General features: G+C 67.5%; 15 protein-coding genes. 12 read left to right on the top strand and 3 right to left on the bottom strand.

All coding sequences use genetic code 11. From position 1 onward, the window contains the following. Positions 1-109: 109 nt before the first annotated feature. From ABD089_RS08210 to ABD089_RS08180, 7 genes are all read left to right on the top strand, one after another. Positions 110-1,126: a DUF7973 family transport facilitator gene (locus ABD089_RS08210; protein ID WP_343885815.1), complete on the top strand. Its 1,017-nt coding sequence runs from the start codon at positions 110-112 to the stop codon at positions 1,124-1,126. 29 nt (positions 1,127-1,155) lie between these two features. Then, positions 1,156-2,013, top strand: coding sequence for an HAD-IIA family hydrolase (locus tag ABD089_RS08205; RefSeq protein WP_343885814.1), 858 nt, complete (start codon positions 1,156-1,158; stop codon positions 2,011-2,013). A gap of 167 nt (positions 2,014-2,180) precedes the next feature. After that, positions 2,181-3,749 (top strand): FGGY-family carbohydrate kinase, encoded by a 1,569-nt coding sequence (locus ABD089_RS08200; RefSeq protein ID WP_343885813.1) that lies wholly within the window; start codon positions 2,181-2,183, stop codon positions 3,747-3,749. A gap of 113 nt (positions 3,750-3,862) precedes the next feature. Next, positions 3,863-5,620: a ribulokinase gene (locus ABD089_RS08195; RefSeq protein ID WP_343885812.1), complete on the top strand. Its 1,758-nt coding sequence runs from the start codon at positions 3,863-3,865 to the stop codon at positions 5,618-5,620. 17 nt (positions 5,621-5,637) lie between these two features. Beyond that, positions 5,638-6,366 carry an L-ribulose-5-phosphate 4-epimerase gene (locus ABD089_RS08190; protein WP_343885811.1) on the top strand — a complete coding sequence of 243 codons (729 nt, stop codon included), beginning with the start codon at positions 5,638-5,640 and terminating at the stop codon, positions 6,364-6,366. A gap of 20 nt (positions 6,367-6,386) precedes the next feature. After that, entirely contained in the window at positions 6,387-8,453 is a 2,067-nt protein-coding gene (gene tkt / locus ABD089_RS08185; RefSeq protein WP_343885810.1) for a transketolase, read from the top strand. Between the two features lie 33 nt (positions 8,454-8,486). Then, positions 8,487-9,671 (top strand): STAS-like domain-containing protein, encoded by a 1,185-nt coding sequence (locus ABD089_RS08180; RefSeq protein WP_343885809.1) that lies wholly within the window; start codon positions 8,487-8,489, stop codon positions 9,669-9,671. On the opposite strand, the gene ABD089_RS08175 is transcribed toward ABD089_RS08180, so the two are convergent. Next, positions 9,654-10,376, bottom strand: coding sequence for an HAD family hydrolase (locus tag ABD089_RS08175; RefSeq protein WP_343885808.1), 723 nt, complete (start codon positions 10,374-10,376; stop codon positions 9,654-9,656). The two genes, ABD089_RS08180 and ABD089_RS08175, sit on opposite strands and share 18 nt — an antisense overlap. A gap of 64 nt (positions 10,377-10,440) precedes the next feature. Between ABD089_RS08175 and rarD the strand changes: the two genes are divergently transcribed. From rarD to ABD089_RS08160, 3 genes are read left to right on the top strand one after another with little or no spacing between them, the layout of a single operon-like run. Then, positions 10,441-11,328 carry an EamA family transporter RarD gene (gene rarD / locus ABD089_RS08170; protein WP_343885807.1) on the top strand — a complete coding sequence of 296 codons (888 nt, stop codon included), beginning with the start codon at positions 10,441-10,443 and terminating at the stop codon, positions 11,326-11,328. Between the two features lie 32 nt (positions 11,329-11,360). Continuing rightward, complete coding sequence (locus tag ABD089_RS08165) at positions 11,361-11,786, top strand: MarR family winged helix-turn-helix transcriptional regulator (protein WP_343885806.1); 426 nt, start codon at positions 11,361-11,363, stop codon at positions 11,784-11,786. Next, entirely contained in the window at positions 11,779-13,125 is a 1,347-nt protein-coding gene (locus ABD089_RS08160) for an MFS transporter (RefSeq protein WP_343885805.1), read from the top strand. The genes ABD089_RS08165 and ABD089_RS08160 overlap by 8 nt, the downstream gene beginning before the upstream one ends. Before the next feature lie 50 nt (positions 13,126-13,175). On the opposite strand, the gene arfB is transcribed toward ABD089_RS08160, so the two are convergent. Next, entirely contained in the window at positions 13,176-13,625 is a 450-nt protein-coding gene (gene arfB, locus ABD089_RS08155; RefSeq protein WP_343885804.1) for an alternative ribosome rescue aminoacyl-tRNA hydrolase ArfB, read from the bottom strand. Then, positions 13,622-14,467, bottom strand: a complete 846-nt coding sequence (locus tag ABD089_RS08150; protein WP_343885877.1) for a pseudouridine synthase — start codon at positions 14,465-14,467, stop codon at positions 13,622-13,624. The genes arfB and ABD089_RS08150 overlap by 4 nt, the downstream gene beginning before the upstream one ends. A 173-nt stretch (positions 14,468-14,640) precedes the next feature. Here ABD089_RS08150 and sppA point away from each other — a divergent pair, with 173 nt between their 5' ends. Together sppA and ABD089_RS08140 are read left to right on the top strand one after the other, a co-directional pair. Next, entirely contained in the window at positions 14,641-16,392 is a 1,752-nt protein-coding gene (sppA, locus tag ABD089_RS08145; protein WP_343885803.1) for a signal peptide peptidase SppA, read from the top strand. Positions 16,393-16,497: 105 nt separating this feature from the next. After that, positions 16,498-17,626: Re/Si-specific NAD(P)(+) transhydrogenase subunit alpha (locus tag ABD089_RS08140; RefSeq protein WP_343885801.1), on the top strand; the 1,129-nt coding region annotated here is incomplete at its 3' end.

Genomic DNA, 17,626 nt, shown 5'->3' with positions numbered 1-17,626 from the left:
CCAGCGCACTTCCAGCATCACCAGAACCCGCAACGAAACACACGACTTCCCCGATCCCCGGGGAGTACGACCACTTGCCGCCACGGCGGCTGAGACATAAGGAACAAGGATGTTCACAGCATCATTCGGCATCTTCCTGCTGGGCCTGCTGGCCTCGCTGGCGGGTGGCTTCGTCGGAGCTGCCATCGGTGGCAACTTCGCCTTCGTCCTGACCGGCTTCAACGTGCTTGTGGCGTGGGGCCTGTTCGCCGGCGTCGGCACCACCATCGGCTTCGACTACCTCGCGTTCGGCCCGTTCGCCGGCCCGTACGTGATGTTCGCGGGCGGCGCCGCTGCCGCCGCCTACGCGTGGAAGAAGGGCTACCTCGAGTCCGCCAAGGACATCAACTCCCCGCTGGCCGGAATCGGCAAGCTCGACGTCCTGCTCGTCGGCGCCCTGTTCGGCATGTTCGGCTACCTCTTCCAGATCGGCGTCAGCTACATCCCGTGGTTCGGCAAGCACACCGACTCGGTCGCCTTGACCGTCGTCGTCTCGGCCCTGGTCGCCCGCGTGCTCTTCGGCTCCAAGACCGGCTCCGGCTCGATCCTCAACCCTGAGAAGTACAACAACGCCTCGGGCTTCATGGGCAAGATCGCCCCCACGCCCGAGAGCCAGTGGCTGCCCTGGCAGGAGAAGTTCGGCTACCTCGTCGGTCTGGGCGGCTTCTTCGGCGCCTTCGCCGCCGGTGCCGCGATCATGCTGGGCCACTTCGTCCCCGGCGCCGCCGGCCTGGCCAACAGCTTCCCCTTCGCGATCTCGGCCATCATCATCCTGTTCCTGATCATGGGCTTCAACATGCCCGTCCAGCACCACATCACCAACATTGGCGGCCTGGCTGGCGTGATGTTCCTGCCCGTGATCGCGGGCGCGAACTTCGACTGGAACGGCACCTGGGGCTCGGGCGACTGGACCAAGGCCGCGATCGCCATCCTGATCGGTGCCCTCTTCGGCATCCTGTCTGGCTGGCTGGGTGAGTTCTTCGCTCGTGTTTGGTACGACCGCGGCACGACCCACGTCGATCCGCCGGCCTCGGCCATCTGGATCATGAACACCGTCGTCGTCGGCCTTGCGGCCCTGCTGTCCTGACCGACCCGAACACCCACAGGAGCACCGGGATGTCCACCGACGTGATCGTGAATCCGACAGAGCTGCATGACGCCTATGTCTTCGACATGGACGGCACCATCTACCTGGGCGACCACCTGTTGCCCGGCGCAGCGCGGATGATCAACGAACTGCGTCGCCGGGACATCCCGGTGCGCTTCCTGTCCAACAACCCCACCAAGGACCCCGACCAGTACGTCGCCAAGCTCGAGAAGCTCGGGCTGCCGACCGACGTGAAGGACGTGGCCAACACCATCGTCACCACCACCCGCTGGCTCCAGGCACACCACCCGGACGCCAAGCTCTTCGTCATCGGCGAGGACCCGTTGAAGAAAGCCCTGGCCAAGGCCGGTTTCGAGCTGACAGAAGACCCTGAGCGCATCGACATCGTCGTCGCCTCCTATGACCGCACCTTCGACTACCGCAAGCTGCAGATCGCCTTCGACGCGATCTGGTTCCACAAGCGCGCCTTCCTCATCCAGACCAACCCCGATCGTTTCTGCCCCTTCCCGGGTGGGCGTGGGGAGCCCGACTGCGCTGCGATCACCGCCGCCATCGAGGCCTGCACCAACACGAAGTGCGAGGTCAGCTTGGGCAAGCCCTCCCCGGTGATGCTGACCGAGGCGCTGGCCGGTCTGGACGTCACGGCAGAGAACTGCGTCATGGTCGGCGACCGGCTGCAGACCGACATCCAGATGGCGCTCGACACAGACATGCTGTCTGCGCTGGTGCTGACGGGTGAGGCCACTGCGGACGACGTCGCGGTGCTGGACGACGCCCACCAGCCGAGCTATGTGCTGGACCGCATCGACCGGCTCATCCCGCAGCAGATCTGGGACGAACTGGGCTGGACCGAGAACGACGGCTGACCGCCGTTGATGGGTCGGGCACGACCAGCCCCGACCACATCGTCCTTTCCCCACAACACCCCCCAATTTTTGCCTCAAGCACCACAGCCCTACCCAAACACACCCAGAACCGGGGTAATCGCCCCGGATAGAGGACGCAGAGAAGCGTCATAGGAGGTTCGACCGCAATGAGCCAGAACACCAGCGAGGGTCCCTACCTGATGGGAATCGACTACGGCACCGAGAGCTGCCGAGTCGCCATCTTCGACATCCAAGGCCGCCCCGTGACCTTCGCGGCGACCCCCTACAAGACCACCCACCCGCGTCCGGGCTGGGCCGAGCAGAGCCCAGAGGAGTGGTGGCAGGCGCTGCAGGCCAGCTGTCACAAGGCGATGGCCGCCTCCGGCATCCAGCCGCACGAGATCGCCGGCATCAGCTATGACGCGACGACGATGACCGTCGTCGCCATGAACGATCGCGGGGACGAGCTGCGCCCCGCGATCATGTGGATGGACGTCCGCGCCACCGAGCAGGCCGCCCGCGCCGAGGGCTCCAACTCGGTCGCCCGCAAGTACAACGGCGACGGCACCGCCCCGGCCACCGCGGAGTGGTACCCCTTCAAGGCCGCCTGGCTGAAGGAGAACGAGCCGGAGACCTACCACGCGGCCACCAAGCTCGTCGACGCCCCCGACTGGATCAACTTCAAGCTCACCGGCGAGTGGACGACCAACATCAACTCCGCCGCGCTGCGCATGTACTACAACGGCAACGAGGGCGGCTGGCCCACGGACTTCTACGAGACCATCGGCTGCGGCGACGTCTTCGACAAGATTCCCGAGAAGGTCGTCGACCTGGGCACGCCCGTCGGCGGCCTGAGCACCATCGCGGCCCAGCTGATGGGTCTGCGCGCGGGAACGCCCGTCGCCCAGGGGCCCGCCGATGCTTGGGCTGGCCAGATCGGCCTCGGTGTCGTCGAGCCCGGCAAGATGGCGCTGATCACGGGCTCGTCCCACGTCATCACCGGACAGAGCGACAAGGAGATCCACGGCAAGGGCTTCTTCGGCTCCTACACTGACGGCGTCGTGAAGGGCCAGTACACGGTCGAGGGCGGCCAGGTGTCGACCGGCTCGGTGCTGAAGTGGTTCAAGGACAACTTCTGCCCCGACATCCAGATCGCGGCCGACACCACCGGCCTGAACGCCTACGACCTGCTCAACGCCAAGAGCAAGGACATCCCGATCGGTTCCGACGGCCTGATCATCAACGAGTACTTCCAGGGCAACCGGACGCCCTACACCGACTCGAAGGCGCGCGGAATCATCTGGGGACTGTCCCTGATGCACACCCCGGCGCACATGTACCACGCGATCCAGGAGAGCGTCTGTTACGGCACCGCCCACAACCTGCGCGCGATGACCGACGCAGGCTTCGAGGTCAGCGAGATCGTCGCCTGTGGCGGTTCGACCAAGAGCCGTGACTGGATGCAGATGCACGCCGACGTGACCGGCGTCCCGATCACGCTCACCGAGGTCGGTGACGCCGTCGTCCTGGGCTCATGCATGCTGGCCGCCGTCGGTGCGGGGATCTACCCCGACATCCAGGAGGCCGCCAAGAACATGGTCCACACCCTCGATCGTCTGGAGCCCAACCAGGAGCGCCACGAGGAGTACCAGTTCTACGTTGACCAGTACTGCGCGTCCTACCCGCAGATGCAGGGCCTGACCCACACCGTCGTCGACCACGAGTCGGCCAAGTGACAGCCTGAATCCGTGGGTGGACGAAGTGTTCGCCTCCGATGGCTGCTGGAAGACCAGGAGCCCTGACCCGCACCACTCCCAGACACAGGACGTCAAAGGGGAAGAGAAGGAACATGAGCAACGAGGAAAAGTACGTCATAGGTATCGACTTCGGCACCCTGTCCGGTCGCGCGGCGGTGGTGAGCGTTGCCGACGGCAAGGAGCTTGGCCACGGCGTCAAGGAGTACACCCATCAGGTGATGGACCGCGGTCTGACCGCGGGTGACGGCCAGGCGCTCCCGCCGGACTTTGCCCTGCAGGTTCCCGCCGACTACATCGAGGTGCTGCAGACCGCGGTGCCCGAGGCTGTCAGGAATGCCGGGGTCGACCCCAGCCGGATCGTCGGTATCGGCATCGACTTCACCTCCGCCACCGTCGTCGCCGCGAAGGCGGACGGCACGCCGCTGTGCGAGCTGCCGGAGTTCAAGAACCGTCCGCACGCCTACGTGAAGCTGTGGAAGCACCACGGCGCCTTCGAGCAGGCGGACCGCATCGTGGAGATGGCCAAGCAGCGCGGCGAGGGCTGGCTGGCCCGTTACGGCGGAACCCTGTCGGCCGAGATGCTGATGCCCAAGGTGCTGGAGACCCTCGAGAAGGACCCCGAGGTCTACGCTGCCACCGAGCGCTTCTTCAACGCGCTGGACTGGATCACCTTCCGGATGACCGGCAACGAGGTCTACGCCGCGGGTGACTCGGGCTACAAGCGCAACTTCCAGGACGGCAAGTACCCCAGCCGCGAGTACCTCGAGGCCCTCAACCCCGACTTCGGTGGCGTCTTCGAGGAGAAGATGCCCGGCGAGGTGCTGCCGCTGGGTGCCGAGGCGGGCAAGCTGACCGCTGAGGCCGCCGGTTGGATGGGCCTCCCGGAGGGCATCAGCGTCGCCGTCGGCAACATCGACGCGCATGTCACTGCGGCCGCCGTCCAGGCCGTCGAGGTGGGCCAGATGACCGCCATCATGGGCACCTCCAGCTGCCACATCGTGCTGGGCCACGAGCTCAAGGAGGTGCCGGGCATGTTCGGCGTCGTCGACGGAGGCATCGTCGACGGGCTGTGGGCTTTCGAGTGCGGACAGACCGCGGTGGGCGACATCTTCGCCTGGTTCGTCAACACCTCGGTCAACGCGGACTACTACCGCGACGCCGAGGCTGCTGGCGTCAGCATCCACGACTGGCTGACCCGTCTGGCAGCCGACCAGGAGATCGGCGAGCACGGCTTGGTCGCCATGGACTGGCACAACGGCAACCGTTCCATCCTCAACGACCCGAACCTGTCGGCGATCGTCGTCGGCCAGACCCTCGGCACCCGTCCCGAGGACACCTACCGCGCGCTGATGGAGGCGACCGCCTTCGGTGCCCGAACGATCATCGAGACCTTCGCCAAGAACGGCGTCGAGATCACCGAGATCGTGGCCGCCGGCGGTCTGATCAAGAACAAGTTCCTGATGCAGATGTACGCCGATGTCTGCAAGCTGCCCATCTCGGTGGGCCTGACCACCCAGCCCGGCGCGCTTGGATCTGCCGTCTTCGCGGCCGTCGCGGCCGGGATCTACCCCGACGTCAAGGCCGCCTCGATGGCCATGGGTGACCGCCAGCAGAATGCCTACACGCCCAACCCGGAGGCCAGCGCGCTGTACGACAAGCTGTTCTACGAGTACAGCCTGCTGCACGACGTCTTTGGCCGTGGCGGCAGCAGCCTGCTCTACCGTCTCAAGGACATGCGTCGTGCGGGCGTCCAGCGCCGCGCGGCCCGCCATGAGGGCCGCTACACCGACCTGGACACCAGCCACGAGCAGATCGCGCAGGGCGGCAAGGACTACTACCCGGTTGCCTGACCGGAACGGAGAAACAGATGCTGGTACTCGACGAACTACCCGTCGAGGTGCAGGCCCAGGTGGCCGCGAGCAGGGCCGAGGTCTCGGCCCTGCACGCGGAACTCCCGCGCTGGGGGCTGGTCGTGTGGACGGCCGGCAATGTCTCCGCCCGGGTGCGTTGCGCCGACCAGATCGGCACCGACCTGATGGTGATCAAGCCCTCCGGGGTCACCTACGACGAACTGTCACCCCAGGTGATGGTCGTCTGCGACCTCACGGGCACCAAGATCGACGACGGGACGCCCGACCGGCTCACCCCGTCCAGCGACACCGCCGCCCACGCCCATGTCTACGAACACATGGCCGAGGTCGGGGGAGTGGTGCACACCCACTCCACCTACGCGACGGCCTTCGCCGCGCGCCGGGAGGAGATTCCCTGCGTGCTGACGATGATGGGCGACGAGTTCGGCGGACCCGTACCGGTCGGCCCGCTCGCCCTGATCGGGGACGACTCGATCGGCCGCGGGATCGTCGAGACCCTGCGGGGGCACAAGTCCCCGGCCGTGCTGATGGCCAACCACGGACCGTTCACGATCGGGCGGACCGCGAAGGACGCGGTGAAGGCCGCGGTCATGGTCGAGGAGGTGGCCCGGACGGTGCAGATCGCGCGTGCGGGCGCCACCCCCGAGTGCCCGGTGCAGCCACTTGAGGATGACGTGGTGGCGCGCCTCTACGATCGATACCAGAACGTCTACGGGCAACACTGACCCTGAAAGAGGCACCGCTCATGAACAACACCCTGTCCTGGACCGACGAGGACAAGCGCGCGGTAGACGTCGCGCGGATCCTCGCCGCCGACGCCGTGGAGAAGGTCGGGAACGGCCACCCCGGCACCGCCATCTCGCTGGCGCCGCTGGCCTACCTGCTGTACCAGAAGGTCATGAAGACCGATCCGTCCGACAGCCTGTGGCTCGGGCGTGACCGCTTCGTCCTGTCGGCAGGCCACAGCTCGCTGACCCAGTACACGCAGCTCTACCTGGCCGGTTGCGGCCTGGAGCTGGACGACCTGAAGGCGCTGCGCACCTGGGGTTCCAAGACCCCCGGGCACCCCGAGTACCACCACACCGAGTTCATCGAGGCCACCACCGGACCGCTCGGCGCCGGCATCTCGATGGCCGTCGGCATGGCGATGGCCGCCCGCAAGGAGCGTGGCCTGTTCGACCCGAACGCCGCTGCGGGTGAGAGCCCCTTCGACCACGACGTCTACGTCATCGCCGGCGACGGCTGCATGCAGGAGGGCGTTGCCTCGGAGGCCAGTTCGCTGGCCGCGACGCAGAACCTGGGCAACCTGGTGCTGTTCTACGACGACAACCGCATCTCGATCGAGGGCGACACCAAGATCGCCTTCTCCGAGGACGTCGCCGCGCGCTACGAGGCCTACGGCTGGCACGTCCAGAGCGTCGACTTCACCAACGGCGGGACCAGCTACGAGGAGAAGGTCGACGAGCTGTACGCGGCCGTCGAGGCGGCCAAGGCCGTCACCGACAAGCCCTCGTTCATCAAGGTGACCACGGTCATTGGATGGCCGCTGCCGAACAAGCAGGGCAGCCACTCGGTGCACGGTTCCAAGATCGGCGGCGAGGAGATCTCGGGGCTGAAGAAGGAACTCGGCTTCGAAGACGAGCCCTTCGCCGTCGACCAGGCCGCCGTCGCCTACGCGCGCAAGAATGCCGCCGAGCGAGGCAAGGCGGCGCGCGCCGAGTGGGACGCCAAGTTCGAGGCCTGGAAGTCCGCCAACCCCGAGCAGGCCGCACTGCTGGAGCGCGTCGCCAAGCGTGAGCTTCCCGACTCGCTCGAGCTGCCGGTCTTCGAGCCCGGCAAGAAGGCCACCCGCGCGGCATCAGGTGAGGTGCTGACCGCGCTGGCGTCCCAGATGCCCGAGCTGTGGGGCGGTTCGGCCGACCTGGCCGGCTCCAACAACACCACGATGAAGGGTGAACCCTCCTTCCTGCCGGAGGAGCGTTCGTCGCACGAGTTCAGCGGCAATCCCTACGGTCGCACGCTGCACTTCGGCATCCGTGAGCACGCGATGGGCGGCGCCGTGAACGGCATCACGCTGTCGGGACTGACCCGTCCGTACGGCGGCACCTTCTTCGTGTTCGCCGACTACATGCGTCCGCCGGTGCGTCTGGCCGCGCTGATGCAGCTGCCCAGCATCTTCGTCTGGACGCACGATTCGGTCGGCGTCGGCGAGGATGGCCCGACGCACCAGCCGATCGAGCACCTGGCCAGCTACCGTGCGATCCCGAACCTGGCGCTGGTGCGCCCGGCCGACGCCAACGAGACCGCGTACGCCTGGCTTGGTGCGCTGAAGCACACCGCCCAGCCGACGGGGATGGTGCTGTCGCGCCAGGACCTGCCGATCGTGGAGCGCGGCGAGGGCGCCTATGCCCCCGCCGAGGGCGTGCTGAAGGGCGCCTACGTACTCAAGGACGCTTCGGCCGAGCCCCAGCTGATCCTGATCGCGACCGGCTCCGAGGTGGCGCTGGCCATCGAGGCGCAGAAGAAGCTCGAGGCCGAGGGCGTTCCCACGCGGGTCGTCTCGATGCCCTCGCAGGAGTGGTTCGAGGAGCAGGACGAGGCCTACAAGGAGGAGGTGCTGCCCAAGGCGGTCACCAAGCGCCTGTCGATCGAGGCCGGCATCGCCCTGGGCTGGGCCAAGTATGTGGGCTTCGAGGGTGACTCGATCTCGATCGAGAGCTTCGGCGCGTCCGCGTCCGGCGACGTGATGTTCACCGAGCTCGGCTTCACGGTCGAGAACGTCGTCGACCGGGCCAAGAAGCTCGTCGGCTGACAGGGGTTGACGCACCGCACGACGTAAGTAGGCGTGACGGCCCCGGCAGCCTTGCCGGGGCCGTTCGTCGTCCTGGAAGAAACTTCACGACCGTGTGAGTATTCCGTTGACCATCCCGGTGGAAACCTAACGCTTGTGTTAGTTTTCTGCCGAAAGTTAACGCAGGATGAGTTTCGCCGCGATAGAGGTGCCAGCATGTCGGAGGAAGTACGGATCGGCGATCTCGCCACCCAACTGGAAATTCCCTCGTCGAGGCTGCGCCGGATGGCCGACGCCGGGCTGGTTCCCGTGGTCCGGGTCTCGGAGGGGGGTCATCGCTACTTTGATCCCTCGGCCGTGCGTCGGGCACTGGCCTTGCAGGCGGGGGGCGTACTGGGCCCAGAGAAGGTGCTTCCGACAACTGCCCCCGAGTTCGAGCAGACCTTTGGGCTGGCCGCGTTGGCCGAGGACAAGGTCTGGGAGTTGATGGCCGTCGAGCTGCCCGATGGTCTTGCAACGAACGCGAAGGGCATCTTGCAATATGCCGTCACGGAGCTCGTGAACAATGCCATTGATCACAGTGGTGGAAGAGTCGTTCAGGTGTCGTTGTGGACCGTCCCGAGTCTGGTGGCGCGTATCTCCGATGATGGCGAGGGCGCCTTCTCCCACCTGCAGAAGGGCTTGGCCCTGGCAGATGACCTGGAGGCGATCGGCTGGTTCACGAAGGGTCGGCAGACCACGGCACCCGACAAGCACACCGGTGAAGGCATCTTCTTCACGTCGAAGGCGGTGGACGTGTTCCGTCTCTCGTCCAATGGTCTGCGCTGGACCGTGGACAACACCCGCAATGATGATGCCGTCGGCATCTCTCACGTGACGGAGGGCACCGAGGTGATCGTGCAGCTCGACCCCGAGGCGCCACGGACCTTGCGGGAGGTCTTTTCACAATTCACCGAGGACGGTGCGTTCGTGAGAACTCGTCCACGGGTGAAACTGTTCGAACTTGGACGACGATTCGTGTCGCGCTCGGAGGCCAAGCGATTGTTGGGCAATCTGGACGACTTCACCGAGTTGGAGATCGACTTCGATGGGGTCGAAGAAGTGGGTCAGGGATTCGTAGACGAACTCCTTCGCGTCTGGCCCCGCGAGCATCCCGGCGTCACGATCTCGCCGGTGAACATGAACCGCGCGGTGGAGTGGATGGTGAATCGGGCCACTCGGTCACTGATCGGCCGATGAGACCGCGCCGCCCACTGCCGGGGGCAGAGTGCTCACCAGGTCCCCTGTCAGGTCGGACAGGTCGTCGAGGACCGCGGCGCACCGACCGAGCACGTCCGCCGAGGGGGGACGGAAGTGGGGAAGGACGGCCACCACTGTCATGCCCGCGTTGGCGGCCGAGCTGATGCCAGCCGCCGAGTCCTCGACCGCGATGCAGCGCGCCGGATCAGCGCCCAGCAGTTCGCACGCGCGCAGGTAACCGTCCGGGGCGGGCTTGCCGTTGGCGACCTCCTCGGTCGAGACGCGCACCGGGACGACATCCGCGATCCCCATCGCCTCGACGGCGGCCTCGATCAGCACCCGTGGGGAGCTGGAGGCGATCCCCAGCGGGGCAACGCCAGCCATCCGGCGCACCGCCTCGACGGCGCCATCGATGACCGGCAGCCCGGCGGCGTACCGTTCGCGCAGGCCGTCGATCGTCCGCTGCGCCGACTCCTTTGCGCTCGAGTTCAGGCCGACGACCTCACTCAGGTAGGACGACCACTCCTGGGTCGACATCCCCATCATCGCGTGGGTGGCCTCGTCCGGCCACGGACGTCCGTCGGCCTGCGCCAGGCCGCGGCGCACCTCGTCCCAGACGTGCTCGGTGTCGGTCAGCGTTCCGTCCAGGTCGAAGACGATCGCCTCGGGAAAGGCGCGTTCGGTGTGCGACGTGGGAGTGGACATGGTGACCATTGTCCCGGCTGAGAGGCAGACTGGCATCCCCCGACCCAACTCGAGAGGTGCCCCCATGCCCCGAACCAGCCAGCAGACCTCCCTCCTGGCGGGCATCGGCTGCTACCTGATCTGGGGCTTCTTCCCGCTCTTCTTCCCGCTGCTGAAGCCAGCCGGCGCGCTGGAGATCCTCTCCCACCGCGTGCTGTGGTCGGCGGTCTTCGTCATCATCGTCCTGCTGGTGCTGCGCCGTGATTGGGGCTGGCTGCGCGCCGCACGCTCCCAGTTCTGGACGCTGGCACTGGCCGCCGTCCTGATCGGCGGGAACTGGCTCACCTACATCTGGGCCGTCAACACCAGCCACGTCGTCGAGGCCTCGCTGGGCTACTTCATCAACCCCTTGGTCAGCATCCTGTTCGGGATGCTCATCTTCGGTGAACGCATGAGTCGAGCGGGTGCCATCGGCTGCCTGCTGGCTCTGGCCGGCGTGTGTGTGATCGCCGCGGAGAACTGGCGGACGCTGGGGATTTCGCTCGCCCTGGCCTTCAGCTTCGGCGCCTATGGCGCGGTCAAGAAGAAGGCCCGGCTGGGTGCGCTGGAGGGCCTGCTCGCCGAGTCGGCGATCCTCGCGCCACTCGCCCTGGCCTGGGTCGCAAGCCTGGCCGTCAAGGGGCAGTCGGTCTTCGGGGCCAGCCTGCGCTCGACCCTGTTGCTGATGCTGGCCGGCATTCTGACGGCGGTGCCGCTGTGGCTCTTCGCCACCGCAGCCCCCGGCATCCCGCTCGGGACGCTCGGCGTCTTGCAGTACATGACGCCGACGATGCAGTTCTTGATGGGTCTGTTCATCTTCGGCCAGCACGTTGGTGCGAGCTACTGGTTCGGCCTGGTGCTGGTCTGGCTGGGGTCGATCGTCTACCTGGCCTGGGCGGTCCGCACGGCACGCGTTGCGCACAAGACCATTTGATTAGCCCAGCTAACGAGCTAGGCTAATGATCGATGACAGACGAAGAATTCTCCAACCTCGCCAATGACCTGCGGCTGGCCTGCCAGCGCATCGCCCGCCGGGTGCGCTTTGAGGGCACCGGGCCGGTCGCGCCGCACCAGTTCGCCGTCCTGGCCAAGACCGTGCAGGAAGGGCGGACGCCCACCTGGCTGGCCGAGCAGGAACGTGTGTCCACCCCGTCCATGACCCGCACCCTCAACGGTCTCGCCGAACTGGGACTGGTCGAACGGCGTCCGCACCCCAGCGACGGGCGACAGGTGCTCGTGCACGCCACTGACGACGGACGTGAGGTTGTCGCCCGCGTGATGCACGACCGGGACGGCTGGATGGCCCGCCACCTGAGAGGCGTCCCCGCCGACGACCTAGAGGTGCTGCGCCGCGCCGCCGACATCCTGCTGGAGGTGGCCGCTCGTGACTGAGACCACCACCAAGCCGGTCCAGACCGTTCCGCCAGCCCGACAGGGCACCTTCGCCAGTTTCTCGGTGCCCAACTACCGCATCTTCTTCACCGGCGCGATCGTCAGCAACATCGGCACCTGGATGTACCGCGTCGCGCAGGACTGGCTGGTGCTGACGATCCTCACCGATCACTCCTCGTCCAGTCTGGGAATCGTGACGGGCCTGCAGTTCCTGCCGATTCCCTTCCTGGCGCCCTACGCCGGCTCGATCGCCGATCGTTTCCCGAAACGGCGCATCCTGCTGATCAGCCAGGCACTGCTCGGTCTGACCGCGCTGGCCACCTTCGTCCTGGTGGCCACCGGAATGGTCGAGCTGTGGCACATCTACGTCCTGGCCTTCCTCACCGGCGTCGTCACCGCCTTCGACAACCCCACCCGGCAGGCCTTCGTCAGCGAGATGGTGCCGCAACACCTGGTCAGCAATGCGGTCGGGCTGAACTCGGCCTCCTTCAACAGCGCCCGCCTGCTCGGCCCCGGCATCGCCGGTCTGATCATCGCCGCCTGGGGCGTCGCTCCCGCGATGGCCTTCAACGCGGTCAGCTTCGCGGCCGTCCTCGCGTCCCTGCTGCTGATGGACCCGGGCAAGCTCACCCCGGCCCCGATGCGCAAGAACGGCAAGGGCGCGGTCCGAGAAGGACTGCGCTATGTGCTCGGGCGCCCCGACATCATGGTCGTGCTGCTGATGGTCTTCATGCTGGGCACCTTCGGGATGAACTTCCAGATCACCAATGCTCTGATGGCGACCAAGGCCTTCGGCAAGGGGGCCGGCGAGTTCGGGATGCTGGGTTCGATCATGGCGATCGGGACGCTTGCCGCCGCGCTGATCGCGGCCCGGCGCAGCCGTCCGAGGTTGCGGGTGCTGCTCAGCGCGCTTGGTGGTTTCGCGATCTGCACCGCGCTGCTGGGGGCGGCTCCCAACTACACCACCTACGCGCTGCTGCTGGTGCCCACCGGCCTGTGCGCGCTGACGATGATGACCTGCGCCAATGCGACCGTGCAGCTGGCCAGCGACGCCGAGGTTCGGGGTCGCGTGATGGCGCTCTACATGGCGATCTTCATGGGTGGCACCCCATTGGGCGCACCCCTGGTCGGCTGGGTGGGCGACGCCCTCGGCCCCCGCTGGACGATCTGGGTGGGCTCGCTCGCCACCGGGGCCACCTTCCTCGGTGTTCTCGCCTGGTTCATGGTGCGCCGGGGAGTCAGGATCGCCCTGCACGCAGGATGGCCGCCGATCATCGAGGTCTCCACCGTTGAGGGCATGCAGGCGACCCAGGCCAGCCACGAGGCCGGCTCGGCCTGATCGGGACGTCTGGACGGGGATGCCTTGGCAGGGTCGGTGCGTTTGCCGGCTCAGCGGATCCGGCCGCGTCCGTGCTTGATCTCACCGCGGCGCTTCTTCGCATCCAACCGACGCCGCACCGAGCCCTTCGTCGGACGGGTGGCTCGCCGTGCGGGTGGCGGGGGAGCGAGCGCCTCGCGCAGCAATTCCGACAACCGTTGCCGGGCGGCGGCGCGGTTGCGTCGCTGCTGGCGGTGCTCCTGCGCCTCGACGCGCACGGTGGTGCCGTCGAGTCGTCCGGCCAGATTGCTCAGGGCACGATCGCGCTGCGTGTCGTCCAGCACCGAGCAGGTGGCCAGGTCGAGTGCGAGCTGCACCCGAGAGTCGGTGGTGTTGACGCCCTGCCCACCGGGGCCGGACGAGCGGCTGAACTGCTCCGACAATTCTGCGGCCGGTACCACGAGCCCCTTCGAGACGCCGGGCCCCGGAGGCACCACCAGATCGAGCGCATCGGGGCTCATGATGACTGCCAGGCCTCGAGCGTCCGCTCGCTGGTGAAGACCCGCTCGTTGCCGTCGAGCGGATCGATGAAGCGCAGTTCACGTGCCAGCAACTGCAGCGGACGGGTGAAGTCGTCCAGCTCCTGGTCGAGCACCTCCGGGTAGAAGGGGTCGTGGACGATCGGGATGCCGAGCGAGTTCATGTGCAGCCGGATCTGGTGCGTCTTGCCGGTCGTCGGGCTTACCCGGTAGCGCCCGATCGGGCCCAACTCGGGGTCATCGCGGTGGTCAAGTAACTCGATCAGCGTGTGTGAGTTCGCCGCGGCGTCCGGCACCTCGAAGGCCTGCAGCTGACCGCGTTCCTTGCGGATGTGGCTGCTGACCTCGGCGGGCAACACCAGATCGCTCCGGTATCGGCCGACGGCCTCGTAGGTCTTGGTGGCGCGGTGGTGCTCGAAGACCTGCTGGTAGTCGCGACGGAACTCGCGCTGAGTGGTGCACAGCAGCACGCCGGCCGTCAGCCGATCGAGCCGGTGCGCGGGAGAGAGCTCCGGCAGGTCCAGGTCACGCCGCGCCCGGACCACTGCCGAATGGACGACGTGCTGGCCGCGCGGGATCGTGGCGGTGAAGTGGGGCTTGTCGAGGACGACCAACCGCTCGTCCCGGTACAGGACGGTCAGCTCTCCGGGCGGCGCGGCCTCGTCCGGCAGGTCGCGGTGGAAGAAGATGAACCGGTGGTGCGCGAATCGCGCCTCGACGCTGATCGGCGTCCCCCCTTCGTCCACGAAGCGTTGCTCGGCGAACATCTCGTCGATGCGTTCGGGGGTGAGCCGCGGCACCTTCCAGACCAGGAAGTCACGCATGGTCGCCCAGTCGTGCTCGCGCGGGGTGCGCACCCAGGCCGAGTTCAGGCCATGGCGCAGCGGGAGCGGGGAACGGGGCATGGCCGGAAGCCTAATCGGCCCGTCCCATGAGCACTTGTCAGCCCTGAGCGATGACCGTCCGAAGGCTTGCCCGGCGCACCTAGCGTGGGGGCATGGACATTGCGTCGATGCTGGTCAAGCGCCTCCCCTTCTCCATCCCGGGACGCCCACTGGGCGACACGGTCGTGCTGGAGATCGACCTGGCGCGCGGGGTGCTGACCACCCCGCCCGACAACCCACTGGCCGCGCTGCGCGCGATGAACGCCCCCACCATGCGCTCCCTGCGGGAGGGCCTGCGCGCCGGTGCCACCGACGACGCGGTGGTCGGTCTGTTCGTCCACGCCGGAACAGTGCCGCTGAGCATCGCCCAGGCCGAGGAACTGGGCGGCGCCATCGCCGCCTTCGGCGAGCACAAGCCCACGCTGGCCTGGTCGGAGGGCTTCGGTGAACTCGACAGCGACCTGGCCGCCTACAAGCTCGCGAGCTTCTGCCAGGAGATCTGGCTGCAGCCGTCGGGCCAGTTGGGCATCGGAGGTGTCCATCTTGGGATCACCCTGCTGCGCGGGCTGTTGGAGAAGGCGGGGCTCGACCCGCAATTGTCGCGCCGCCACGAGTACAAGTCGGCCGCCGAACAGTTTGCGGGCCACGAGATCACGCAACCGAACCGCGAGATGATGCAGACCATCGCGAACTCGATCATGGACGACCTGGTAGAGGGGGTCGCCGAGCGCCGCGGGCTGGAGGTGCAGCGCGTCTGGGACGCCGTGAACACGTCCCCGCTGACCCCCGAGCAGGCCAAGGACGCCGGGCTCGTCGACGCCGTCGGCTACCGCGACCAGGCCGTGGCCCACCTGCTGGAGCAGTGGAAGGCCGATGCCACCGACCTGCGCTTCGTGCACCGTTGGCACGGCCACCGCGCCAAGGACGTCGTCAACCAGGTGACCGACCGGCGCCGCGACAAGATCTCGGTGGTCAGCCTGCACGGTGGCATCGTCACCGGCCGTGGACGTCCGCCGGGCACCGGCCAGCCCGAGACCGGATCGGACGTCGTGTGCGAACAGCTCCGCTCCGCCACCCGGGACGACAAGGTGCGCGCGGTCGTCTTTCGCATCGACTCACCCGGCGGATCGGCGGTCGCCTCCGACATGGTCTGGCGGGCCGTCCACCAGGTGCGCGAGGCCGGGATCCCGGTCGTGGTGTCGATGGGTGATCTGGCCGCGTCCGGTGGCTACTACTGCGCCATGGCTGCGGACGAGATCTGTGCGCTCCCGGCGACCCTGACCGGATCTATCGGCGTCTTCGGCGGCAAGGTCGTGACCAAGGGCCTGTTCGAGAAGCTCAACCTGCGCCACGAGGCGATCACCTCCGGCGGTCGGGCCCAGCTGATGCAAGGCGACGAGCCCTTCACCGACGAGCAGTGGCAGGTGCTGGACGCCTGGCTGGACCGCGTCTACGACGAGTTCACCCGCAAGGCCGCCGCGGATCGCGCCATGGCCTACGACCACCTCGAGTCGCTGGCCCGGGGGCGGGTGTGGACCGGCCGCGACGCCCACCGCCTCGGCCTGGTCGACCACCTCGGCGGCATGGACCTGGCCATCAACCGCGCCTGCGCCCTGGCAGGCATCGGACGTGACAGGGTGCACGTCACCGCCGCCGCGATGCCCGGCATGCTCGAACGTCTTCGCCCGGCTGAGTCGTCCGAATCGGTCGGTGCCCCCTCGATGGCCATTCCGACGACTCTCCCAGGGGCCGTCGCCGGGGCAACAACCGGCACCTTGGAGGAACTGTTCGGGCGGCTGGTCTCGTGGTCCGGGCTGGACTACCGCGGCGTGCTGGCCCTGCCCTGGACGCTGCGCGTGCAGTGAGGACCAGGGGCGCGGGCACGCACCGTTCCACGCCTTGGTCACCGCAGGAATTCTTCACCCACCCCGGTCGGAGGTGGGCAATTCGGCGTGGTTAGGCTCGGCGGCATGAGAATTGGCATCCCCCGAGAGGTCGTCCCCGGTGAGAACCGGGTCGCGGCCACCCCGCGAACGGTGGGCCAGTTGGTGGGCCTGGGCTACGACGTCGTCGTCGAGCACGGAGCCGGTGAGCGGTCGGCCGCGACGGATGCGGCCTTCGAACAGGCAGGGGCCCAGGTCGTCGACACCGCCGCGGCCTGGGCCAGCGACATCGTCTTCGGCGTGAATCCCCCCACCGATGAGCAGGTCACGAGCCTTCGTCCCGGCGCCACCCTGGTCACCTTCTGCTACCCGCGCCAGCGACCTGACCTGCTGGAGAAGCTGGCCGCGCAGCGCGTCACCGCCCTCAGCATGGACATGGTGCCGCGCACCAGCCGCGCGCAGGCGCTGGACGCGCTGAGTTCCATGGCCAACATCTCCGGCTACCGCGCCGTGGTCGAGGCCGCACACGTCTTCGGACGTTTCTTCACCGGCCAGGTGACCGCCGCCGGCAAGGTTCCCCCGGCCAAGGTGTTGGTGATCGGTACCGGCGTCGCCGGTCTGGCCGCCATCGGCGCCGCGAACTCGATGGGCGCGCAGGTCTACGCCACCGACGTCCGCCCCGAGACGGCCGAGCAGGTGGAGAGCATGGGCGCCACCTTCCTGCACGTGAAGGGTGCGGGCCAGGCGGTCTCCACCGATGGCTACGCGAAGGAGGTCAGCGACGACTACGCAACCCGCGCCGCCGAGCTGTACGCCGAGCAGGCCCCCGAGATGGACATCATCGTCACCACCGCGGCGATCCCGGGGCGTCCGTCCCCGAAGCTCATCACCCGCGAGATGGTCGCCGCCATGAAGAATGGCTCGGTCATCGTCGACCTGGCCGCGCTCGGTGGTGGCAACTGTGAACTGACCGTTCCGGGGGAGAAGACCGTCACCGACAACGGCGTGACGATCATCGGCTACACCGACCTCGCGTCCCGGCTGCCCGGGCAGAGCTCCCAGCTCTACGGCACCAACCTGGTCAACGCGATGAAGCTGGTCACCCCCGCGAAGGATGGGCAGCTGGTCGTCGACTTCGACGACGAGGTCGTGCGCCAGATGACGATCGTCAAGGACGGTGAGGTGACCTTCCCGCCGCCGCCGATCCAGGTCTCGG

It is taken from the genome of Luteococcus sanguinis (assembly GCF_039527675.1).
Lineage (GTDB): Bacteria > Actinomycetota > Actinomycetes > Propionibacteriales > Propionibacteriaceae > Luteococcus > Luteococcus sanguinis.
This window is presented reverse-complemented; position numbering and strand designations above follow the sequence as displayed.